The following is a 21,745-nucleotide window of genomic DNA, read 5'->3' as shown; positions in this document are numbered from 1 at the left end:
GGGGCAAAGCTGACACAAATGTATCACGATCCGGCCATCTCGTTTGTCGTCAGGCGGCCAACATAACTGTCGTCACACACACGAGGCCAAAACGCTCATTGCCGAGCGAGGCCCAGCAAGGGATCTGGGTTAAGGCCTTGGCTGCGAGCGCGCTCTCGATGCCTTCGGCAAGGCCGAGCCGCCCCTCAACGGGTTCGAAGAGGCGAACGGCGCCCGATGCCAAGCTCCCGAGTGCGCGCTTGGGATTGTCGAAGGGGACGACTGCGGGCCTTACCAGATTGAGAAACGTGCGGTGAATGGCCACCAACCCATGATCCATGGTCACTGCGGCGATCAAAGCAGGCAAGTACTGAGTGTTTCCCTTCGGGCCGAGCGGGGTGCGAGGGTGAAATCTTAGGGCGCGAGAGACAGCGCGAATGCCGCGCGCCTCAAGATAGGCCTTGGCGGGGGTATCACCGATTGGCGTCGCTTCGCGCCAGATACGCTCGGCAAATGCGCGGTGGGCGGGCTTGTCGACATTGGCGCGTGCATCGACTTCGGCGTTCCCCGAAAACATGCTCGCCGGCGAAACACCTCGTCCGGCGAGCGCCGTCAGGACTTGATCCTGGCTGCAGCCCGCGAAACAGTGGAAGAGGATGGCGCGTCGTCCCAAAGTTACGCCGAGCGAGGGCGTTCGATCATCATGGGCCGGGCATCGCGCCATGCCTTTGGCGCCGGACCAATGGCCACCGAGCTCCTCGCAAAGCTGCTTTGCCACTGAAGCAAGGGACGAGTTGGTAGGGCTGGATAACACGGGGGACATGTGGGGCTCCTCAGGCTCAAAATACCGCCCCCTTGCGAGCGACCTCTCCTCCCAGTCGCGCGCGCAAAACACTTTCCTACACCTTCGCGTTCACCATACGTTCTATCTCGATTCGAAGCAATGCGGCGAGATGGAAGATGATCAGATTTGGAATGATCGGCATGCTCCTGATGACCGTTCCGGCGGTGCAGGTTTCAGCCCAGGCAGACGCGCCATCCTTCGCGATATTCGAACATCGCCCCACACCGGCAGTAGCTGAGCCTGTCCAACCCTCCGTTGCGGCACAGAGTGAAATGGATTGGGGGCCAAGCAAGGCAGCGCCCTCGTTCCGCGAGGCAATCTACACGGCGAACGTCCGAGAGGCAGAGCTCCGATACAGTCTCCCCTCAGGCTTGTTGCAGGCGCTGATCTGGACGGAATCGCGGTTCAACCCGATGGCGATCAGCCCCGCTGGCGCGGCGGGGTTAGCACAGCTGATGCCAGGCACTGCTCGTTATCTCGGCGTCGCGAATCGGCATGATCCCGTCGCGAGCATCGATGGCGGGGCACGTTACCTCAGAGAGATGCTCGACAAGTTCGGGCAAATTCACCTCGCGCTTGCGGCCTACAATGCAGGGCCTGGAGCGGTTATCCGTGCCGGCGGCATTCCCCGAAACAACGAAACGCCAAGCTATGTCCGCAGCGTTCTGGACAGATGGCAAGCAATTAGCTCGCGCATCTGAAGCGTGTTTGTATAGCAGTGGCGAAGAACGGATTGCTTGAGCGGGGAAGGCTGAGTTTGATGGCTCCGAAACGAGATCGAGGCACCGAGGATGGCAATGTCATTCGCTTCGATTTCCGGGACGAATTGAAGAAGCAGCGCGGCAATCGGCGGCGCAAGGAGTGGGTCTTGGGACTGGGGGCTTTTTCGATCGTATTCGCTGGTGGAATGCTGGCATTGAACTGGCCCACGTTGAACCAGGCCTTATTCACCTCTTCAGAGCTCACACCGAGGTTTTCGCTGATGGCGGAGACTTCTTCGCCACGATTTGAGCTATGCGGAATGACACGTCGCACCTGCGTCGTGGATGGCGACACCTTCTGGCTCGAGGGTGAGAAGATCAGGATCGGTGACATCGACACGCCTGAGATCAGCGAACCCAAGTGTGATGCCGAGTATCAGCTCGGCATGAAAGCCACTCATCGGCTTCGTGACCTATTGAACGAAGGCGCGTTCGAGGTTCGGCCAATCGGAAATCGTGATGAAGACCGGTTTGGACGCAAACTTCGGGTCGTCGTTCGGGGTGGTCAATCGCTTGGGGACCAGCTCGTGAGCGAAGGTCTCGCCCGCACTTGGACCGGGCGCCGGCAGCCGTGGTGCTGACAGTGGCAATATCACTGACCGGTCAACGGTTGTTGCGGTATCGATCGGCAGGATCCGACCACAATTCGCCGTTCACTTCAGCACCGGGAAACGTCGGGTCTATCTGCGTCAGGAACGGCTCTTCAAGCGCGTGATTAACGCCCTATAGGCATGGTCTTCGGGAACGGTCAGGATCTGCGGCCGGTTTGCGATGATTTCGGCGATCTCTGGCGTCAATTCGTTCATCAGCAGGCTGAGCAGATTGTCGCCGATCGCGCGTGTGTCGCTTTGGTCCTCGAACAGCCCGGAATCCTCGCCATGCGCTAGCTTGTTGCGACCTTCGCGATAAATCTTCGAGACAGCGTCGCTGACACTGAGTGAGCCCGCGCCCGTGGGTGCGGCTTTCGGATTAAGCGCTGCTTCGGCGAATTCGGTCATCGCCTTGGCATCACCGCCTGCCCCTGACAGCCCGTCTGCTGCGCAGCCATAGTCCACCACCGCCATGAAATCCGACGCCTCGCGGCGTGCCTCCCCGAACCAGTAGAGCGCGTTCGCCCAGCGCTCGACCAGGTGAGGCGCCTTGCTGGTGTTTCTGGCGCTGACATACGCGTCAAGCACCCGCCCGGCATCGTTGAGAAAGGGCTGCTCGGCCAGCATCTTCGCGGCCAGCGCTCCCGGAGGGCCGCCTAGGCCAGCGCGCGACGAGGACGAGCCCTTGAGAAACTGGCCTGTCATCGTCGTCGCCAGCCTCGCCTCGCTGAAAAGATGCTGGCGTCCCGACTTGGTAAGCAGTCGCGCGTCCTCGAGATGAAATCGCAGTCCGATGACATCGATGGCGAGCCCGACGATTACAGATGCCTTCTCGTGCGACCGTGCCGGTTCATGGCCCTGCATGCGGACCGTCGCCACCCAGCCATAGCCGCGAAGCGAACTGAGCACTTCCCACGCCTGAAGTTCGTCCGCGGCGCTGCCTTGGGCGAGCGCCTGCCGGGTGAAGTCGTCGAAGGTGACCATGCCGTTTTCGACCTGCTGGACATGATGCAGGACCGCTGGATCGGTGACATAGACTGCGATCCAGTCGGCACGCGGCCGGAAGGCAACCGGTCCGACGTTGAAGGCCAGCACATTCTGGCTGGTGTCGAACAGGTGACATGGGATGTGGCGATCCAGATCAGGCCGGGCCCTGGCCGATCCCGCCTGCAGATTGGCTTCATAGTCGGCTGCCATCATCTGGTAGAAGCTATCGTCAACGGCGCCGGTCGTCTGGCCTTGCGGCAGGTGTCTTGGACAGGCGGCGATCGCATCGCCGATCGCAGTAAACGACAGTTTGTCGAAGACCTTTCGAGCGATTGTCTGGCGGAGATCGGCGTGCGCATCCCAACTCTGCCGGGTCAGCGTGTGCGCTGCGTCGATCGCGGTCCGCGTGCACTGATACTGACGACCGCCTCCGACCGGGATGGCCATTGCGGTGAACGGATCGGGCCAGAGCCTGTGCCAGTCATCGTACGGCATGGTCGCGGTCGCCATCACATCATCGAGAATTGTCTCGAGCAGTTCGGGTGCAGGCACTGGGGGTTTCTTGCTACTCCCGTGAATACGTGATCTTGCCATTCAATGCCTCCTCCGAACCTAGCCATGTAGATCGTGTCCGATTGTCCTGCACGCTAGGGTCGGCCCAGCGGCAACCCCTAGACGTTCAAGAGTCTCGTCAGCCTCTTCCCGCAAACGCACCCTTGATGACTTTTCCACCCTCTCGGATTGTATCGAGATAATCGCTCCACCACTGGGCCATGCGAACCCGTTCCTCCCAGTGCTTACCGCGGTGATAGACGCCGCGAACGGCATTGCTGTCGCCATGGGCCAATCCTCGTTCGATCGCGTCCGGGTTCCAAAGGCCGCTTTCGTTCAGCATAGTGGAAGCGGTTGCCCGCAGGCCATGAGCGGTCACCTCGTCCTTGGTGAATCCCATCCGGCGGAAGGCGGCATTCAAGGTGTTCTCGCTCATTGGGCGAACAGAGGCACGGGCCGAGGGGAACACATAACCTTCGGTTCCGACCATCTCGGCGAGCTCTTTCAGGTAGCCAATCACCTGCTTCGAGAGCGGAACGGCATGAGGGCGCCGTGACTTCATCTTGCCTTCAGGGATGCGCCAGACACCTTCTTCGAGGTCGATTTCCTTCCATTCGGCATGCCGTAGCTCGCCAGGCCGCACAAAGACGTGAGGGGCGATGAGAAGAGCGTACCTAGTGATGAAGTTGCCTGTGTAGTCCTGGATCGCTCGTAGCAGCCCGCCAAGCTCCTTGGGTTCGAGAATCGCGGCGTAGTGCTTTGCCTTTGGCGTGATCAGTGCCCCACGAAGCATTGACGTGGGGTCGCCTTTGCAGCGCGTGGTGGCAACGCCATACCGGAATACGCGGCTCGCAAACGACCGGGTCTTCTTCGCGGTCTCGTGCTTACCCTTGGCCTCGAGCCGCTTGAGAGGAGCGAGCACTTCAAACGGCTCGATCTCGTCGATCGGTCGGCTGCCAATCGCGTCCGCCAGCTGCTCGAGGAAGAAGTTGGCCTTCACGATGGTGGCATCTGCCCTGCCACTCTGCACCATCATCTGATCGATGTACTCCCGTGCCACTGCCTCGAAAGTCTGGGCTGAGAGGAATTCGGCGCGAATCTTCTGCTTGCGCTTCTCCATCGCCGGGTCGCCGCCGGACGCGATCTTGTGCCGCGCCTCATAGGCTGTCTGCCTTGCCTGCTTGAGGCTGATCTCGGGGTAGGCACCGATCGAGAGCTTCTTTTCGACCGGGCCGATCCGGTAGCGGAATCGCCAGAGTTTGCCGCCGGCTGGGGAGACCTCGATGTACAATCCGCGGTCGTCAGCAACCTTGTAAGGCTTGTCCTTTGGCTTGAGTGCTCGAAGCCGAGTCTCGGTCAGCGGCATGTGCGGGCCTTTTCCCGATGTGGTTTTCGCAAAGGCCCGCAAAAGGCCCGCAAAAATGTGCGGAACCCCCGAGAAAAGGCGGGACGATCCGGCACGATCCAAGGGCCAATTCCCTTGGATTTCTGCGGGTTTAATACACTTTTTGGGATGTTCCGAGAAGAACAAATGGTGCCCAGAAGAGGACTCGAACCTCCACGACCTTGCGATCGCCAGCACCTGAAGCTGGTGCGTCTACCAATTCCGCCATCTGGGCACGGGGTAGGAGCGCGCAACTAGCCGCTGCCTTTGGGGCTGTCAACGGCGGGACGCGGATAATTTTTGTGGTTCGGGTAAAAAGCCGGGCTATGGGCGATCAAGCCCTTTGCCCAACAGGATGCCCTGCCATGACTCCCACCGACTTCGCGCCGCCTGCCCTGTTCGTCCGGCCTGACGGGTTGCGCCTGGCCTATCGGCAGCGGAGCGGGGTGGGGCCGACGATTATTTTTCTGCCGGGCTATATGTCCGACATGGAGGGGGGCAAGGCGATCGCACTGGATGACTGGGCGGCGCGCAGCGGGCGGGCGATGCTGCGGATGGACTATGCCGGTTGCGGGGCGAGCGACGGGCGGTTCGTGGACGGGACGCTAGCAAGCTGGCGGGACGACGTGCTGCTGCTGATCGACGCGCTGGTGGACGGACCGCTGGTCTTGGTCGGATCGTCCATGGGCGGCTGGCTGGCGCTGCTCGTGGCGCTGGCGCGGCCGGATCGGGTGACGGGGCTGGTCGGGATCGCTGCGGCACCCGATTTTACCGATTGGGGCTTTACCGACGCGGACAAGGCGTTGCTGATGACCGAGGGGCGGATCGAGGAACCTACGCCCTATGGCGACCAGCCCTATGTGACGACGCAGGGCTTCTGGGAATCAGGGCAGGCGCTGCGGCTGCTGGATGCGCCGATCCCGATCGACTGTCCGGTGCGGCTGCTTCAGGGGCAGCGCGACGATGATGTGCCGTGGGAGACCGCGCTGCGGATCGCGGCGCTGGTGCGTTCATCCGATGTGCAGACGCTGCTGGTTAAGGATGGCGACCACCGCCTTTCCCGCGACGGCGACATCGCCCTGCTGATCCGCACCGTCGCCAGCCTGCTGGATAGCCTCTGATGCCCCTTCTCCTGCCGATCCTGTTGCTCGCCCAAGGCTATGACCCGGAGATTGAGGCGGTGATGAGCCGTAGTCGCAAGGAGAAGCAGGAGGCGGCGGCTGCGGCGGTCGCGGCACCCAAAGCCACGGCGCGGGAAGATGGACGGATTCCGGTCCCGGCCAAATATGCTGCACCCTTTCAGGCCTGTCTGGATCAGGCGGTTGAATCGCCCGATGCGGCGGTCGCCTTCGCCCAGAAGTGGCGGATCGACGGGGGCAGCTTCTATGCGCGGCATTGTATGGGCTTTGCCTATGCGCGGGCCGAGCGCTGGGCACCGGCGATCGTCGCGTTCGAGCAGGCCGCCGAGGAGGCCGAACGCAGCGCCGAGATGGCGCAGAGCGCGCGGCTATGGGCGCAGGCGGGCAATGCGGCGCTGGCGAGCGGCGACGCTGCCAAGGCGCGGCAGGATTTCGACGCGGCGCTGGCGCGCGGACTGCCCGACGGAATGGAGAAGGGCGAGGTGCATCTCGATCGGGCGCGGGCGCTGGTGGCGCTGGGTGACGGGGCCGCGGCGCGGGAGTCGCTGGACGTGGCGCTGGCGCAGGCACCCAGAGACCCGCTGGGCTGGCTGCTGTCGGCGACGCTGGCGCGGCGGTCGGGCGAGATGGCGCTGGCGCAGGCGCATATTGCCCGCGCGGTGCAGCTGTCGCCCGACGATGCGTCGGTGGCGCTGGAGGAGGGCAATATCGCCGTGCTGACCGATCATGAGGATGTCGCACGATCGGCCTGGCAGCGGGCCGTCAGGCTGGCACCGACGACAGCGGCGGGGAAGGCGGCAGCGGACAATCTGTCGCGATTGCCCGCCGCTGGCGGATAAAAGCCGACACTGAGCCGAACATATGTGGCGGTTTTTATCGCCTTATATTTAAGCTATTGTTATTTAAGGTAAAAATCAACGGTCGTGACGACGCGGACCTTTTTATAGGGGGTGTCGCTCGATCCGTCGCCGCCTTCGCCGTCGCGCGCGTCGATCGAGAAATAGCCCTGGGTCGCGCTCTTGATGCTGCCGACGCTGATGCCGCTGTCCTGCGCGAATTGTTCGGCGGCGTTGCGTGCGTCCTTGGTGGCGGCGGCGACCATCGGGGGTTTGAGGTCGTTGAGCTTGGTGAAGCTGTAGCGCATCCCCGACCCTTCCTGCAGCGTCACACCGCGACGGACGAGGTCGAATTGCTGCGCCACGGCGCGCTGCGCGCGGGCGATGTCGGTGGTGCGCAGCAACATCCGCTGGGTGATGGTGATATTGTTGACGCCATTGTTGAGATATTGGTTCACCCCCGCGCCGACCGGGGTCAGCGCGTCGGGCTTGAAGCCCAGGCTGGCGAAATAGGCTTTGAGTTCGCGGGTGTTATTGTCGATTTCGGCGCGGACCGAGGGCAGGTCGAAACCCGTTGCCGAGTAGCTGATCGACCAGGTGGCAAGGTCCGCCGTCACGTCCTTTTCAGCGAGACCGCGCACGGTGACGGAGCGGTCCGCAGCCCTGGCGCGCTTCAGCCCGTCGCCCAGCAGATAGCCGCCGCTCATGACGCCGATCGCCAGCAGCGCGGCGCTGCCCAATAGAACCTTGTCCCGCAACTCCAATGCCATCATGCTTTCCTCTTCCTTCGGGGGATGCGCGACCTTATCTATGGGACATTACTGCACATCCTGAGATGAACCGTTGCTTTATGGCGGCGAATGGAGTGACCCTTGCCCAAATATCTGCATAGCATGATCCGCGTGACCGACGTGGACAAAAGCATCGCCTTTTTCGACCTGTTGGGGCTGAAAGAGGTCAAAAGGTTCGACAGCGAACAGGGGCGTTTCACCTTGGTCTATCTGGCCGCGCCGGGGGATGAGGATGCGCAGGTCGAGCTGACCTATAACTGGCCGCCGACCGATGGCAGCCCGGCGGAATCCTATGATGGCGGGCGCAATTTCGGCCATCTCGCCTATCGGGTCGAGAATATCTATGAAACCTGCCAGCGCTTCATGGATGCGGGCGTGACGATCAACCGCCCGCCGCGCGACGGGCATATGGCGTTCGTGCGGACGCCCGACGGCATTTCGATCGAACTGTTGCAGGACGGGCGGCTGGACCCGGCCGAGCCCTGGGTGTCGATGCCCAATATCGGTGCATGGTGAACGCGATGCTGGAGGTGGTCCGCGTGCCCGTGCTCAGCGACAATTATGTCTGGCTGATGCATGACGTAGCGAGCGGCGAGACGGTGGTGATCGACCCTGCCGTGGCAGAACCGGTGCTGGCGGCGGCGGCGGCGCGGGGCTGGACCATCGGCCAGATCTGGAACACCCACTGGCATGGCGACCATGTCGGCGGCAATGCGGCGATCAAGGCGGCGACTGGTTGCTCCATCACCGGCCCGGCGGCAGAGGCGGACAGGATCGGCACGCTCGACCGGACGGTGAGCGAGGGCGATGTGGTTCGGATCGGGGGACATGTCGCGACCGTGATGGAAGTTCCCGCGCATACTGCCGGGCATATCGCCTATCATCTGGCGGAGGACGCCATCGTCTTTGTCGGCGATACGCTGTTTGCGATGGGTTGCGGTCGGCTGTTCGAGGGGACGGCGGCGCAGATGTTTAATAATATGGCGCGGCTGGGCGGGCTGCCGGACGATACGAGCGTCTATTGCGCGCATGAATATACGCTCTCCAACGGCCGTTTCGCGCTGGGGGTGGAGCCGGACAATGAGGCGCTGGCCGCGCGGGTGGCGGCGGTCGAGGCGGCGCGGGCGCGCGGCGAGGCGACCGTGCCGACGACGATCGGGCTGGAGCGGGCGACCAACATCTTCATGCGCGCGCGCGACGTGGAAGAGCTGGCGCAGCGGCGTGCGGCGAAGGATGCGGCCTGACGGCTTTTGCGCTATGCTGCCGTCCTGTGGGCAGAGAATGAGGAGAGCCGTGATGCGTGCCTGGATATGCCTGACGCCACTGATACTGGCCGCCTGCACCGGCAGCTATACGCCCACGCCGCTGACCGACAAGCAGGCCGCGACGCTGGACAAGGCGCTGGCGGGCAAGGTCGCGGGCGAGAAGGTCAGCTGCATCAACCGCGAGCCACAGACCAATTTGACGGTGATCAGCAATAATGTGCTGCTCTACCGGGTCAGCAAGCGGCTCATCTACAAGAATGAACTGATCGGCAGCTGCAATGGCCTGACCTATGGCGACACGATGATCGTGCGCAGTTTCGGGTCGCAACTGTGCCGGGGCGATTTCACCACCAGCGCCAATCTGATGACCGGGATGACGACGGGCAGCTGTGCGCTGGGGGATTTTGTGCCCTATCGCGCGCCGGGGAAGTGAGGGGCCGCGTTTACCTCCTTTTTGCCACACTGGCTTCGCGGGTGAGCCTCTGATCGAGAGTCTTGCGCGCGGTGGCGGCATAGGCGGCGCAGGCCTTGCTGTCGATCAGCGGAGCCTTTCCGGCGAGGCGATCGTACAGATTGCTGGAGCCGGGATGCGGGGTAATGAGCAGGTCGCAGCGCAGGGCCGCGACCTTGGCGATGGTGGCCCGTAGGCGCGCGACATAAGCGGGGTGATCGGTAAAGCGATAGGCGTCCGCCGATACCGCGCTCAAACTGTCGGCATAGACGATCCTGCGGCAGCTTTTGCCAGTGCAGGCGGTCCAGGACCAGCTGGTCCCTCCCGGTGAATGGCCCGGCGTCAGATGGGCGGTCAGGCGGAGAGACCCCAGCGCGACGACATCGCCATCCTTGACGATGCGCCCGACGCGCGCGCCGGTGAAGTCGGGGATGTCACCGCGTTGCGGATCGTCACTGGCCGGGGTGCCGCTTTCCAGCATTGGCCGGGCCGCTGCTGACGCAATCAGGGTTGCGCCGGTGCGCTGCTGGATGTCGTGCAGGCCGCCGACATGATCGACATGTTCATGGGTCGAGAGCAGAAATCTAACGTCTGTGGGACGCAGCCCCAGCCGCTCGATATTCGCGATGATTGACGGGATCGCCGGCGCCGTCGCCGCGTCGATCAGGACATGGCCCTTCGATCCGGTGATGAGCAGCACGGTGATGCCGCAACTGCCGACATCATAGATATTGGCGAAGATGCGGATGGGCGGGGCGGGATCGCTCCAGCCATCCTTGCCCGCGCATTGGCGTTGATGCTCGGCAATGCTGGCCGGACCCGATGGCGGTGCGGCGGCCAAAGGCGTGGCGGCGATGATGGTCGCCGCTAACAGCATAGGATGCAGCGCCATCAATCCCATCACCCCTTGTACAGCGCGTCCATCCGCTCCGCATAGCGTTTGCGGATCACATGGCGGCGGATCTTCATCGACGGGGTCATTTCCTCATTGTCGATGGTGAAGGCTTCGTCGGCCAGGATGAAGCGGCGGACCCGTTCGATGACTGACAGGTCGGCATTGACCCGGTCCACCGCTGCGCGCAGCGCTGCCATATAGGCGGGGTTGGCGGGGGCGTTGGCGGGGGTGACTCCGTTTGCCAGCGCCCATTCGCGGGTCCATTCCGCATCGGGCACGATCAGGCCGACCAGATAGGGCCGCCGGTCGCCATGGACCATGGCCTGGCCGATTTCGTTCTGGAGCGTCAGCATCCCCTCGACCTTTTGCGGGGAGACATTGTCGCCCTTGTCATTGACGATCAGGTCTTTCTTGCGATCAGTGATGCGGATGCGGCCCTTGGCATCGAATTCACCAATGTCGCCGGTATGGAGCCAGCCGTCTTTCAGCACCTTCTCGGTTTCGACCGGGTTGCGCCAATAGCCGTGCATGACCAGTTCGCCGCGCACCAGAATCTCGCCATCCTCGGCGATTTTGACCTCCACCCCCTTGAGCGGCGGGCCGACCGTGTCCATGGCGATGCCCGCGCGGGGGCGGTTGCAACTGACCACCGGTCCCGCCTCGGTCTGGCCATAGCCCTGTAGCAGGGTCAGCCCCATCGCATCGAAGAACAGGCCGACATCGGGATTGAGCGGCGCGCCGCCGGACACGAGCGCCTTGAGCCGGCCGCCGAAGCGGGCGCGGATCTTGGGCAGGAGCGTGCGGGCCAGGACGGCCTTCAATGGCCGGTCGAGGATCGAGGCCTTGCCCTGCTGCTCCTTCGCGGCGATGCGCAGCGCCTGCCCCATCAGCCAGGTCGGGAATTTGCCCTGCTTCTCGATCGACTTGATGATGCGGGCGCGCAGCACTTCAAACAGGCGGGGGACAACGACCATGATGGTCGGCCGGGTTTCCTCGATATTGCTGGCGAGTTTTTCCAACCCTTCCGCATAATAGATTTGCCCGCCCAGCAGCATCGGCAGGAATTGCCCGCCGCTATGTTCATAGGCGTGGGAGAGGGGGAGGAAGGAGAGGAAGCTTTCCTCGCCCCAGCCGAAATCCTCGACCAGGATCGCGCCTGCACCCTCGGCATTGAGCAGGATCGCGCCATGATGCTGCATCACCCCGCGCGGGGCGCCGCCGGTGCCGCTGGTGTAGATGATGCAGGCCTGATTCTGGCGGGCCGCGGTTTGGGCGGCGGCGCAGGTGGCGATGTCGGTTGCGTGGGCGGCGATCAGATCGTCCCACAGGTGACAGGCGGCCTGTCCCTGTGCGCCGCGCAACGGCTCCATGCCGATGACGAAGGCCGCTTGCGATCGGACCACGGCGGGCATCAGCGCCTGGGCCAGCTTGGCTGTCGAGACGATGACGGCGCGGGCGCCGCTGTCGGTCAAGATATGCTGATGATCGCGCGTGGTGTTGGTGGTGTAGGTCGGCACGGTGATGCAGCCCGCCGCCATGATCGCAAGGTCCGCGATGCAGAATTCGGGCCGGTTCTCGCTGACCAGCATGACCGGATCGCCGGGCTTGAGGCCCAGTGACTGAAGCGCGGTGGCGAGGGCGGCGACCTGACGGGCGACCTCGTTCCAGCTGAGCGGATGCCATGTGCCGCCGCTCTTGCGCCACAGGAAAGGCTTGTCGCCCTGCTCCGCGGTGCGGGTGAAGAACATGGTGACGAGGTTGGGAAATGTCTCGATGGCCCTCAAGGCTCGACTCCTGGGTTTTTCGGCGCATCTGTCGTGCGCCTGGCTCATGGCAAAGCTATAGCCACGCCATGCCGTAGCGGCCACGCTTTTCTCAGTCGAACAACCCGTTTTGCACGTCCTGCGGCGGGTTGAGGCCCAGATGCTTCCAGCCCGGACCATTGAGGCAGCGGCCGCGCGCGGTGCGGGCGATGAGGCCAAGCTGGATGAGATAGGGTTCGATCACTTCCTCGATCGTGTCGCGCGCTTCGGAGAGGCCCGCCGCCAGCGTCTCGACCCCGACCGGGCCGCCGCGATAAATGTCGGCGATCATCATCAGATAGCGGCGATCCATCAGGTCGAGGCCCAGTTCATCGACCTCCAGCCGGCGGAGCGAGGCGTCGGCGACCTTGGCGTCCACCGCCGGGACGCCCGCGACATTGGCGAAATCGCGCACCCGGCGCAGCAATCGCCCGGCGATGCGCGGGGTGCCGCGCGATCGGCGGGCAATCTCCATCGCGCCGTCGGGGGTGATGGCAAGGTCGAGCAGGCGGGCGGCGCGGCGCACGACCAGTTCCAGTTCCGCGACGGTGTAGAATTGCAGGCGCACCGGGATGCCGAAACGATCGCGCAACGGGGTGGTGAGCAGGCCTTGGCGTGTGGTCGCGCCGACCAGGGTGAAGGGCGGCAGGTCGATCCGGACCGATCGGGCGGAGGGGCCTTCGCCGATCATCAGGTCGAGCGCGCGATCCTCCATCGCGGGGTAGAGGACTTCCTCGACCGCCGGATTGAGGCGATGAATTTCGTCCACGAACAGGACGTCGCCCTCATCGAGGTTGGTGAGAAGCGCGGCCAGATCGCCGGACTTGGCGATGACCGGGCCGGACGTGGCGCGGAAGCCCACGCCCATTTCCTTGGCGACGATCTGCGCCAGCGTGGTCTTGCCCAGCCCCGGCGGGCCGAAGAAGAGAACATGGTCGAGCGCCTCGCCCCGCGATTTCGCAGCTTCGATGAATACGCGCAGGTTCCCGCGCGCGGCTTCCTGCCCGATGAACTCGTCGAGCGACTTGGGGCGCAGCGCGGCGTCGACATCCTCGATACGGCGGGCGGGGGTGAGGAGGCGGTCGTCGGTCATGGGCGGGCCTCACCACCTTCGTCATGCTGAACTCGTTTCAGCATCCATCGTGCCTGACATTCCGTTCCAGAGGCGGCAAGCCCAACCCAACCGCCAGATCGACCCAATCGGGATTTTCCAATTAGATGAGATTGATCTTCCACTGTCGATGCCAACGTTTGAGTTGCTTCTCGCGCAGGATAGCCTGCTCCATCGTATCGCAAGCCTCGAAGCGAAAGAGGCGATGGACACCATATGTCTTTGTGAAGCCGGGGATTGTGCCGGTCCGATGTTGCATCAGCCGGCCGACCAGGTTGGACGTCACGCCGATGTAGAGCGTGCCGTAGGGCTGGCTGGCGAGGATATGGACGCATGGTTGCTTCATCGACACCGCCCTTCGGCATTTGCGGCCCAATGGATGCTGAAACAAGTTCAGCATGACGGGTGGAGGCGCAAATCACTTCGCCGCCTTCCGCAGCGCAAGCCGTACCAGCGCGTCGAGGCTGGCGTCGTCACCCAGTTCGGCTTCGGCGGCCGCGACGGCGGTGCTGGCTTCATGGGGTTTGAAGCCGAGATTTTGCAGGGCGGAGAGGGCGTCGGCGGCGAAGCTGCCGGTGGGGAGGATGGCGATGCCACCCGCGCCGATCGGGCCGCCTGCGGGAGCCGCGCCGATCTTGTCCTTCAATTCATTGACGATACGCTGGGCGAGTTTCGGACCGACGCCGTTGGCGCGGGCGATCATCGCCTTGTCGCCCATGGCCACGGCGCGGTGGAGTTCGAGCGGTTCGAGCGCGGACAGGATCGCCAGCGCCACGCGCGATCCCACGCCCTGCACATGGGTGAGCAGCCGATACCAGTCGCGTTCCTCCGCGCGGGCGAAGCCGACCAGGCGGATCGAGTCCGCCGCGACCAGCATTTCGGTGTGGATCGTCACCGCTTCACCGATGCTCCCCAGCGCCGCCAGCGTGCGCGAGGAGGCACCGACGAGATAGCCCACGCCCCCGACATCGATGATGGCATGGTCCAGCCCCGTACTGTCGAGCCGTCCTTTGAGTTTGGCGATCATGTCCGCTGCCCCATGGTCATGATCTGTTCTTTACAGCGTCTCGCGCGCCGCGCCAGCGCAAAAGCACGGCACCTTTTGCGCGCCCATGCGTAGTGCAGCGCGAAACCGCAATTTTAAGGACGAAATGATGTTGATGACCGCCCCGATGCTTGGCCCCCGAGATTTTGAATATCCGTCGATCATGCTGTCGGGCGTGGTCGATCATGGCATGTATCTGCATTTCAAGAATTGCCTGGCCAATGCGCCGCAACAGGGGCTGGTGGTGGTGGAAATCTCCACGCTGGGCGGCGACCCGGAAATTGCCCGGCTGATGGGCGAGGATATCCGCTTCCATTCCGACCTCTATCCTGAACGTCGGATGGTGTTTCTGGGACGCACCGCGGTCTATTCGGCCGGCGCGACCTTCATGAGTTTTTTCGCGACCGAAAATCGCTATGTGACGCGCGGCACGCGGCTGATGATCCATGAGCGGCTGATCACGAAGAATATCCAGCTGGCCGGGCCGCTGTCGACCTGCATCGCGACATTGAAGGCGACGCTGAACGAAATCCAGTCATCTATCGCGATCCAGAATGAGGGGTTCCAGAATCTCATCCTGGGGTCGGACATCACGATGGAGGAGCTGCTCGAAAAAGCGCCCGAAAACTGGTATCTGGAGGCCAATGAGGCACAGGCGCGCGGATTGATCGCCGCCGTGCTATGAGGCGGTGATGGCGCGGTTCGACATTGCCGCGCTGGCCTTCGCTATCAACGTTCTGGGGCGGTTGACAGGGTCAGGCGGCGGTGTCGATCGGGCCGCGCCGGTTTTGCGACTGGCGTTGCCGGCCGGGACGCGGCGCAGAATCATCCATGTGCCGCACCGTCCTCCACCATTCGGGCAGGATCGGCTTGAGCATCGACAGGCTGCCGCTGCGGGGCGTGGCATACCATTCCTCGCCGACGCGCTGGAAACGCCAGACCGGATCGCAATTGAGCGGGACGCGCTCGAAGCTTGGTTGGGTGTCGGGACTGGATGCGTCAGGGATTTCCTTCAGCTGGGCAGGGATGTTGCGGACGCTGCCATCGGGAAATCGCACCGCAATCGTCATCTCCTGTCTCCCTTGGCGAAGGTTATGGAGATAGTAACGCACTGAGATAAAAAGGGTTCATGGCCTTGCTGCAGGTTAAGATGATTCCTGCCGCTGTGGCTTGGAGTCGCCTTTCACCGCTTGCTTACCCTTTTGCGCTAGAGCAGCGATCATGCGCGATTCTGCCGATCCCTGCCCCAAATCCGCCGTCAGCCATGGTGTTGGCATCGCGGGCCTTGTCGGCCTTGGCCTCTGGACGCTGGTGGCGCGCCATTATGGCATGGACGGACCCAATGCCGGACTGGCCGCCGTGGTCGCCTGTGGCCTGCCGATGATATTATGGTCGCTGGCGGTGGACAAGGTGCATCGCAACGCATCGACTGGGATCGACTGGCGCGGCCCGGCGCGCACCGTTCGCGACGTGATCGACATCAGCATCGTCAAGATCGCAGGACTGTGGGCGACATGGCTGGCCATTGCGGTCTTTTACTGCGTGGCGCGCTGGTACTGGAGCGGCAATTACCGATTTTCGATGGACCTGTTCACTGCCGCCGCGCCGTGGCTGCTGGTGCTGTCCATCCCCTATATCATCTGGATCGATCGGCGGCTGGTGAATCCGAAGGATGCGTCCTACCATTTTGGCCAGTGGGTGATCGGCGGCGCGGCGGGCGCGCCCGATATGCGCCAAGTCGCGCATCATGCCCGCGCCTGGGGCGTGAAGGGCTTTTTCCTGGCTTTCATGGTTTCGATCGTGCCGGGCAATTTCGCCAGCGTGGTGAACTGGCGGATAGAGGATGCCTTCGCCAATCCGGTGGCGCTGGCCGGTTTCCTGATCGCGGTCATGTTCATGATCGATGTCTGTCTGGCGACGGTCGGCTATATATTGACCTTCAAGCCGCTGGATTCGCATATCCGCACCGCCAATCCCTATCTGGCGGGCTGGGTCGCGGCACTGATCTGCTATCCGCCCTTCGTGCTGATGGGCGGCGGTGGGCCGCTCGATTATCATAGCGGCGGCGCGGAGTGGGATTATTGGACGCAAGGGTCCGGCGTGCTGCAATGGCTGCTGGGCGGCTGGCTGGTGCTGCTGACCGGACTCTATGCTTGGGCGACGGTGGCGTTCGGCCTGCGCTTTTCCAACCTGACCCATCGCGGCATATTGACGCACGGACCCTATCGCTGGACCCGGCACCCGGCCTATCTGGCGAAAAACCTGTTCTGGTGGTTTTCGGCTTTGCCCTTCCTGAGCGTCAGCGGGTCCATGACCGACATGGTGCGCAATTGCGCGATGCTGGCCATCACCAACGCGGTCTATTATTGGCGCGCGCGGACCGAGGAACAGCATCTGTCCGCCGACCCGGACTATCGCGCCTATAGCGACTGGATGGAGCGGAATGCGCCCGTCCCACGCTTCTTTGCGTGGGTGACGGGACGCAAACGTCCTGTAGCGCAGGTGATTCAGGCGGCGGAGTAGGCCGCCCGAATGACCCGATCAGAAACTCTCTTCCGCATAGACTTTGCTGACGTCGCCGCCCCATTCGCCATGATAGCGGTCGAGCAGCCGTTCGGCATGGGTCTTGCCGGACGAGACGACCTCTTCCAGATCGGACAGATAGCCGGTTTCATTGTCGCCTGCCGCGTTGAGGCGGGCGCGGGCGGTGAGGCCTGAGCGCGCAATGTCGAGCGCGGGGCGGGCGATGTCGCGCAGGGTGCGGCCCTTGCCGATCGGCGCGTCGAGGCCGAGTTTGGGCACGGAATCGCGCAAGATCTGCCGATCTTCCATGCTCCAGTCCTTGACCAGATCCCAGGCCGCGTCGAGCGCGCCCTGATCGTAGAGCAGACCGACCCACAAAGCCGGCAGGGCGCAGATGCGGCCCCAGGGGCCACCGTCCGACCCGCGCATTTCCAGAAAGCTCTTCAATCGCACTTCGGGGAAGGCGGTGGAAAGATGATCCTCCCAATCCTTTTCGGTCGGCTTTTCGCCCGGCAGGACGGAGAGTTTGCCGTCGAGGAAATCGCGGAAGGACAGGCCGGAGGCGTCGATATATTTGCCGTCGCGATAGACGAAGTACATCGGCACATCGAGCGCATAGTCGGCATAGCGTTCATAGCCAAAGCCGTCCTCGAACACGAAGGGCAGCATGCCCGTGCGTTTGGGGTCGGTGTCCGACCAGATATGGCTGCGGTAGGACAGGAAGCCATTGGGCTTGCCCTCGGTGAAGGGCGAATTGGCGAACAGCGCGGTGCCAAGCGGTTGCAGGGCCAGCGATACGCGGAATTTTTTGGCCATGTCCGCTTCACTGCCATAGTCCAGATTGGTCTGGATGGTGCAGGTACGCAGCATCATGTCCAGCCCCATGGACCCCACGCGCGGCATGTGCCGCAGCATGATCTCATAGCGGCCCTTGGGCATGATAGGCAGGTCTTGGCGGGTCTTGTCGGGCCACATGCCGAGGCCGAGGAAGCCGAGGCCCAGCATGTCGCCGACATATTTGACCTGTTCCAGATGGCGGCCGGTTTCGGCGCAGGTCTGGTGGATATTGTCGAGCGGCGCGCCGGACAGTTCGAGTTGACCGGCCGGTTCCAGGCTGATCGTGCCGTCGGCACCCGACAGGGCGATGATATTCTCCCCCTCGAACACCGGGCTCCAGCCATAGCGGGTCAGGCCGATCAGCAGCGTATGGATGCCGCCCTTTTCTTCGTAGGACGGCGCGTGATGATCCTTGCGGCTATAGACGAATTTTTCATGTTCCGTGCCGATGCGCCAGCGATCCTTGGGCTTTTCACCCTTGGCAAAGGCCGCGATCAGCTGGTCGCGGCTTTCGATGACGGGATCTTCACCCGCTGAGTCGGTTCTGGTGCTCATGCCCCGCCCTTAATGCTTCCCCTCGGCCCGTCAAACAGTGACCGGCGATGTTCAGATAGGCTCTGTCTGCAATTGGTTCAATCCAATAGCGAAATGAAACTTAGTGCCAGTCGCCATTCAGCGTCATCCAGGCCGCCGTCGCGGCGATGGCGGCGGTTTCGGCGCGCAGGATGCGCGGGCCGAGCGAGACCGGCACGGCGCGCGGATGGGCGCGGATCGTTTCGCGTTCGGCCGGGTCGAATCCACCCTCCGGCCCGATTAGGAAAGCAGCGGGGCCAGGATGGGCGGCAAAGGCCGTGGCCAAGGGTGCGCCGCCGGTTTCGTCGGCGAAAAACAGGTGGCGATCCTGTGGCCAGTCCTTCAGCAGCGCGTCGAGTTTCACCATGGCGGCAAGGTCCGGCAGGGTCGTTCGGCCGCATTGTTCAGCGGCCTCGACCAGATGGGCGTGCAGCCGGTCGAGGTTGAGCTTGTCCACCACGGCGCGGCGGGTGAGGACGGGCTGGAGCTTTGCCACCCCCAGTTCGCAAGCCTTTTCGGCGATCAGGTCGATGCGGCCCTTCTTGATCGGGGCGCAGCAGAGCCAGAAATCGGGGATGGTTTCGGGCGGTCTGGTCTGGCTGACGCAATCGAGAATCAGGTCGCGCTTGCGGATGTCGCGGGCGCGGGCGGCCCACTCGCCCGACCGGCCGTCGAACAGCAGGACGATGTCGTCGGGCTTCACCCGCATGACGCTGATCAGATAATGGGCCGGGTTGCCATCGACCGGTACCGATACGCCCTCGCCCAGCTGGTTTTCGACATGCAGGCGCGGCGCGCTTTGCGGCGGCCAGGCGGGAGTTGCGGTCATGATGCGCTTTCCGATCGACGAAACTTGCCCGGAGGCTATGGGAGTCTTTAGACAAGAATGGCCCTTCGACAAGCGCGGGGCGAATGGAGTGCGTCAGTTGAGCCAGACGATCGTTCCCGACAGTCAGGCGCGTGGGTTGCTGGCGCGACTGCCGGACACCCCGCGCGCGCTCGTGCAGATGGCGCGGTTCGACCGGCCGATCGGCTGGTGGCTGCTATTCTGGCCGGGTGCCTGGGCGGTGGCGCTGGCCGGGGGTGGTTTCGCGCGCTGGCCGCTGATCCTCTGGCTGTTGCTGGGCAGCATCGCGATGCGCGGCGCGGGGTGCGTGTTCAACGATATTGTCGATCGCGATCTTGACCGCAAAGTGGCGCGCACTGCGGCGCGGCCGCTGGCGAGCGGGGCGATGAAGCTGCGGACGGCGTGGTTGTGGCTGGTGGCGCTGTGCCTGGCCGGGTTGATCATATTGCTGCAATTGCGGCTCTATGCCCAACTGATCGCGCTGGGGTCGCTGGCGCTGGTGGCGGCCTACCCCTTCATGAAGCGGATCACCGGCTGGCCGCAAATCTGGCTGGGGCTGGTCTTTTCCTGGGCGGCGCTTGTGGGCTGGAGCGAGGTGACAGGCGCGCTGACCCTGCCGGGAATTTTGCTCTATGCCGGAACCATTTTCTGGGTTGTGGGCTATGACACGATCTACGCGCTGCAGGATCGGGAGGACGACGCGCTGATCGGCATTGGTTCCAGCGCGCTTTCCATGGGGCAGCACGTCCGGGCGGGCGTGGCGTTCTGCTATCTGTGCGCGCTTGGCCTGTGGGCCGGGGCGATCTGGCAGGTGCGACCGCAAGCGTTGGCGCTCGTCGCATTGCTGCCGGTGGCGGTGCATCTGCTATGGCAGGTCGCGACGCTGCGCGAGGATGGCGTCGATCCGCTGGCCAAATTCCGCTCCAACCGCTTTGCCGGACTGCTGCTGTTCCTGGGATGCCTGGTGGTCGGCAGCGCATGAGCGCGGGACCGAAACCGGGCGAGGATTGCTGGCGGATCGCACGGGCGACCCGCGCCAGCACGATCATCGACGCCGACGCCTATTTTCGCCATGCTCGCGCCGCGATGCTCAAGGCAAAGCGACGCATCATGCTGATCGGGTGGGATTTCGACGCTGCGATCACTCTGGTTCGCGAGGATGAGGCCGATGATGGTGCGCCGGTGATAATCGGCGATTTCATCAGCTGGCTGGTGGAGCGGACGCCGGAACTGGAGATATTCCTGCTGCGCTGGGACATTGGTGCGATGAAGTCGATGGTGCGGCCGACCAACCTGTTCACGACGCTCAAATGGATGGCCCATCCGCGCGTCACGGTGAAGCTGGACAGCCATCATCCGCCCGCCGCCTCCCATCATCAAAAGATCGTGGTGATCGACGATTGTTTCGCCTTTTGCGGCGGCATCGACATGACCGGCGACCGGTGGGACACACGCCACCATCGCGATGAGGAGCCGGGGCGAGTGCATCCCGACGGGTCGCCATATGGCCCCTGGCATGATGCGACCACGGCGCTGATGGGGCCGGTCGCTGCGGCGCTGGGCGACCATGCGCGCCATCGCTGGGTTGGCGCGGGTGGCGACGCGCTGATGCCGATCGAGGGGGTTCAGGATTGCTGGCCGGACCATCTGCCGGTGCAGTTTACCGATGTCGATGTCGCCATTGCCCGCACCGCGCCCAAGATGGACGATCAGGACGAACTGACCGAGATCGAACGACTCTATTGCCACCAGATCGCGGCGGCCCAGCACTGCATCTATGCCGAAAGCCAATATTTCGCGTCCCGCCGGATTGCCGAGGCGATTGCGAAACGGCTGGTCGAGCCGGACGGGCCGGACATCGTCATCATCAATCCGACCCAGGCCGATGGCTGGCTGGAGCAACAGGCGATGGACACGGCCCGCGCGCGCCTGTTCGAGGCATTGAAGGCGCGCGATGCCCATGGCCGCCTGCGCATCTATCACCCCTTCACGATGCGGGGCGTGCCGATCTATGTCCACGCCAAGATATTGATCGTCGATGATCGGCTGATCCGGGTCGGGTCGTCCAACATGAACAACCGGTCAATGCGGCTGGATACCGAATGCGACGTGACGATCGACACGGCGCTGCCCGCCAATGCGGGGTGGGAGGACAAGATCAGGGCGATCCGCGACGATTTGATCGCCGAGCATCTTGACCTGCCAGTGGAGCGGGTGGCCAGCGTGATCGCGCAGCGCGGGCTGGTCGCGGGGATAGAGGAAATGCGCCAGAAGCCGGGCCGGACGCTGCGCCCCTATGAAACGCCGGACCTCAATGGCGTACAGGCGTGGCTGGCCGACCATGAAGTGCTGGACCCCGAAGGCCCGGAGGAAATGTTCGAGCCAGTGAGCGAACGCGGCCTGTTCCGTCGGATGAGGGGCTGGTTCGGGCGGGGGTAGGCGTGGTGGGTTGAGATTGTAACCCCAACTTCCGTTCGTTTCGAGCGAAGTCGAGAAACTGTCTCTTATACACATCTGACGCTGCCGACGAGCG

At 63.5% G+C, this 21,745-nt stretch carries 22 protein-coding genes, 1 tRNA gene and 1 pseudogene; 11 read left to right on the top strand and 13 right to left on the bottom strand.

Going from position 1 to position 21,745, the window contains the following annotated elements; translation table 11 throughout:
* Window positions 1–49 precede the first annotated feature (49 nt).
* A complete protein-coding gene (locus tag EBBID32_RS10140; protein WP_051093320.1) occupies window positions 50–802 on the bottom strand; it encodes a DUF7146 domain-containing protein in 753 nt (250 codons plus the stop codon).
* Between the two features lie 152 nt (window positions 803–954).
* Here EBBID32_RS10140 and EBBID32_RS23575 point away from each other — a divergent pair, with 152 nt between their 5' ends.
* A complete protein-coding gene (locus EBBID32_RS23575) occupies window positions 955–1,524 on the top strand; it encodes a lytic transglycosylase domain-containing protein (RefSeq protein WP_231382161.1) in 570 nt (189 codons plus the stop codon).
* Between the two features lie 59 nt (window positions 1,525–1,583).
* Window positions 1,584–2,165, top strand: coding sequence for a thermonuclease family protein (locus tag EBBID32_RS24865; protein WP_006955664.1), 582 nt, complete (start codon window positions 1,584–1,586; stop codon window positions 2,163–2,165).
* A 108-nt stretch (window positions 2,166–2,273) separates the two neighbouring features.
* Here EBBID32_RS24865 and EBBID32_RS10125 read toward each other — a convergent pair whose 3' ends face one another.
* From EBBID32_RS10125 to EBBID32_RS10115, 3 genes are all read right to left on the bottom strand, one after another.
* Complete coding sequence (locus tag EBBID32_RS10125) at window positions 2,274–3,755, bottom strand: hypothetical protein (protein WP_196805630.1); 1,482 nt, start codon at window positions 3,753–3,755, stop codon at window positions 2,274–2,276.
* A 97-nt stretch (window positions 3,756–3,852) separates the two neighbouring features.
* A complete protein-coding gene (locus tag EBBID32_RS10120; RefSeq protein ID WP_037490048.1) occupies window positions 3,853–5,079 on the bottom strand; it encodes a tyrosine-type recombinase/integrase in 1,227 nt (408 codons plus the stop codon).
* Window positions 5,080–5,245: 166 nt separating this feature from the next.
* Window positions 5,246–5,332: transfer RNA gene (locus EBBID32_RS10115), tRNA-Leu, on the bottom strand.
* Between the two features lie 130 nt (window positions 5,333–5,462).
* Here EBBID32_RS10115 and EBBID32_RS10110 point away from each other — a divergent pair.
* Together EBBID32_RS10110 and EBBID32_RS10105 are read left to right on the top strand one after the other, a co-directional pair.
* Window positions 5,463–6,218 (top strand): alpha/beta fold hydrolase, encoded by a 756-nt coding sequence (locus EBBID32_RS10110; RefSeq protein WP_006955658.1) that lies wholly within the window; start codon window positions 5,463–5,465, stop codon window positions 6,216–6,218.
* Window positions 6,218–7,075 carry a tetratricopeptide repeat protein gene (locus tag EBBID32_RS10105; RefSeq protein WP_006955656.1) on the top strand — a complete coding sequence of 286 codons (858 nt, stop codon included), beginning with the start codon at window positions 6,218–6,220 and terminating at the stop codon, window positions 7,073–7,075. The genes EBBID32_RS10110 and EBBID32_RS10105 overlap by 1 nt, the downstream gene beginning before the upstream one ends.
* Before the next feature lie 59 nt (window positions 7,076–7,134).
* Here the strand turns inward: EBBID32_RS10105 and EBBID32_RS10100 are convergent, their stop codons facing one another.
* Entirely contained in the window at window positions 7,135–7,842 is a 708-nt protein-coding gene (locus EBBID32_RS10100) for an SIMPL domain-containing protein (RefSeq protein WP_037490050.1), read from the bottom strand.
* 102 nt (window positions 7,843–7,944) lie between these two features.
* Here EBBID32_RS10100 and EBBID32_RS10095 point away from each other — a divergent pair, with 102 nt between their 5' ends.
* The 3 genes from EBBID32_RS10095 to EBBID32_RS10085 are packed head-to-tail and all read left to right on the top strand — an operon-like array spanning window position 7,945 to window position 9,561.
* The gene (locus tag EBBID32_RS10095; RefSeq protein WP_006955652.1) at window positions 7,945–8,379 is read left to right on the top strand and encodes a VOC family protein; all 435 of its coding nucleotides are present in this window, start codon (window positions 7,945–7,947) and stop codon (window positions 8,377–8,379) included.
* Window positions 8,380–8,384: 5 nt separating this feature from the next.
* On the top strand, window positions 8,385–9,107 hold the full coding sequence (gene gloB, locus EBBID32_RS10090; RefSeq protein WP_037490049.1) for a hydroxyacylglutathione hydrolase: 723 nt from the start codon (window positions 8,385–8,387) through the stop codon (window positions 9,105–9,107).
* Between the two features lie 52 nt (window positions 9,108–9,159).
* Entirely contained in the window at window positions 9,160–9,561 is a 402-nt protein-coding gene (locus tag EBBID32_RS10085; RefSeq protein ID WP_006955648.1) for a hypothetical protein, read from the top strand.
* A 10-nt stretch (window positions 9,562–9,571) separates the two neighbouring features.
* Here the strand turns inward: EBBID32_RS10085 and bla are convergent, their stop codons facing one another.
* The 5 genes and pseudogenes from bla to ruvA form a co-directional block, all read right to left on the bottom strand.
* Window positions 9,572–10,471 carry a subclass B3 metallo-beta-lactamase gene (bla, locus tag EBBID32_RS10080; RefSeq protein ID WP_231382160.1) on the bottom strand — a complete coding sequence of 300 codons (900 nt, stop codon included), beginning with the start codon at window positions 10,469–10,471 and terminating at the stop codon, window positions 9,572–9,574.
* Between the two features lie 8 nt (window positions 10,472–10,479).
* The gene (locus tag EBBID32_RS10075) at window positions 10,480–12,222 is read right to left on the bottom strand and encodes an AMP-dependent synthetase/ligase (RefSeq protein ID WP_051093321.1); all 1,743 of its coding nucleotides are present in this window, start codon (window positions 12,220–12,222) and stop codon (window positions 10,480–10,482) included.
* A 127-nt stretch (window positions 12,223–12,349) separates the two neighbouring features.
* A complete protein-coding gene (ruvB, locus tag EBBID32_RS10070; protein WP_006955640.1) occupies window positions 12,350–13,369 on the bottom strand; it encodes a Holliday junction branch migration DNA helicase RuvB in 1,020 nt (339 codons plus the stop codon).
* A gap of 37 nt (window positions 13,370–13,406) precedes the next feature.
* A pseudogene (locus EBBID32_RS10065) lies at window positions 13,407–13,733 on the bottom strand (GIY-YIG nuclease family protein).
* Window positions 13,734–13,805: 72 nt separating this feature from the next.
* Complete coding sequence (gene ruvA, locus EBBID32_RS10060) at window positions 13,806–14,414, bottom strand: Holliday junction branch migration protein RuvA (protein WP_006955636.1); 609 nt, start codon at window positions 14,412–14,414, stop codon at window positions 13,806–13,808.
* Between the two features lie 127 nt (window positions 14,415–14,541).
* On the opposite strand from ruvA, the gene EBBID32_RS10055 reads away from it, so the two are divergent.
* A complete protein-coding gene (locus tag EBBID32_RS10055) occupies window positions 14,542–15,117 on the top strand; it encodes a hypothetical protein (RefSeq protein ID WP_006955634.1) in 576 nt (191 codons plus the stop codon).
* A 70-nt stretch (window positions 15,118–15,187) separates the two neighbouring features.
* Here the strand turns inward: EBBID32_RS10055 and EBBID32_RS10050 are convergent, their stop codons facing one another.
* Window positions 15,188–15,502 carry a hypothetical protein gene (locus tag EBBID32_RS10050; RefSeq protein ID WP_006955632.1) on the bottom strand — a complete coding sequence of 105 codons (315 nt, stop codon included), beginning with the start codon at window positions 15,500–15,502 and terminating at the stop codon, window positions 15,188–15,190.
* A 151-nt stretch (window positions 15,503–15,653) separates the two neighbouring features.
* Between EBBID32_RS10050 and EBBID32_RS10045 the strand changes: the two genes are divergently transcribed.
* A complete protein-coding gene (locus tag EBBID32_RS10045; protein ID WP_006955631.1) occupies window positions 15,654–16,955 on the top strand; it encodes a methyltransferase family protein in 1,302 nt (433 codons plus the stop codon).
* Between the two features lie 18 nt (window positions 16,956–16,973).
* Here the strand turns inward: EBBID32_RS10045 and EBBID32_RS10040 are convergent, their stop codons facing one another.
* Window positions 16,974–18,347: a glutamate--cysteine ligase gene (locus EBBID32_RS10040; RefSeq protein WP_006955629.1), complete on the bottom strand. Its 1,374-nt coding sequence runs from the start codon at window positions 18,345–18,347 to the stop codon at window positions 16,974–16,976.
* Window positions 18,348–18,447: 100 nt separating this feature from the next.
* Complete coding sequence (locus EBBID32_RS10035) at window positions 18,448–19,194, bottom strand: 16S rRNA (uracil(1498)-N(3))-methyltransferase (RefSeq protein ID WP_006955627.1); 747 nt, start codon at window positions 19,192–19,194, stop codon at window positions 18,448–18,450.
* Window positions 19,195–19,291: 97 nt separating this feature from the next.
* On the opposite strand from EBBID32_RS10035, the gene ubiA reads away from it, so the two are divergent.
* Window positions 19,292–20,194, top strand: coding sequence for a 4-hydroxybenzoate octaprenyltransferase (gene ubiA, locus EBBID32_RS10030; protein ID WP_037490047.1), 903 nt, complete (start codon window positions 19,292–19,294; stop codon window positions 20,192–20,194).
* Entirely contained in the window at window positions 20,191–21,651 is a 1,461-nt protein-coding gene (locus EBBID32_RS10025; protein ID WP_006955623.1) for a phospholipase D-like domain-containing protein, read from the top strand. The genes ubiA and EBBID32_RS10025 overlap by 4 nt, the downstream gene beginning before the upstream one ends.
* The last annotated feature ends 94 nt before the right edge of the window (window positions 21,652–21,745 follow it).

The sequence above is a fragment of the Sphingobium indicum BiD32 genome (genome assembly GCF_000382885.1).
Classification (GTDB): Bacteria; Pseudomonadota; Alphaproteobacteria; order Sphingomonadales; family Sphingomonadaceae; genus Sphingobium; species Sphingobium japonicum_C.
Note: the sequence above shows the minus strand (reverse complement) of the source record. Positions and strands in the feature narration are given on the sequence as shown.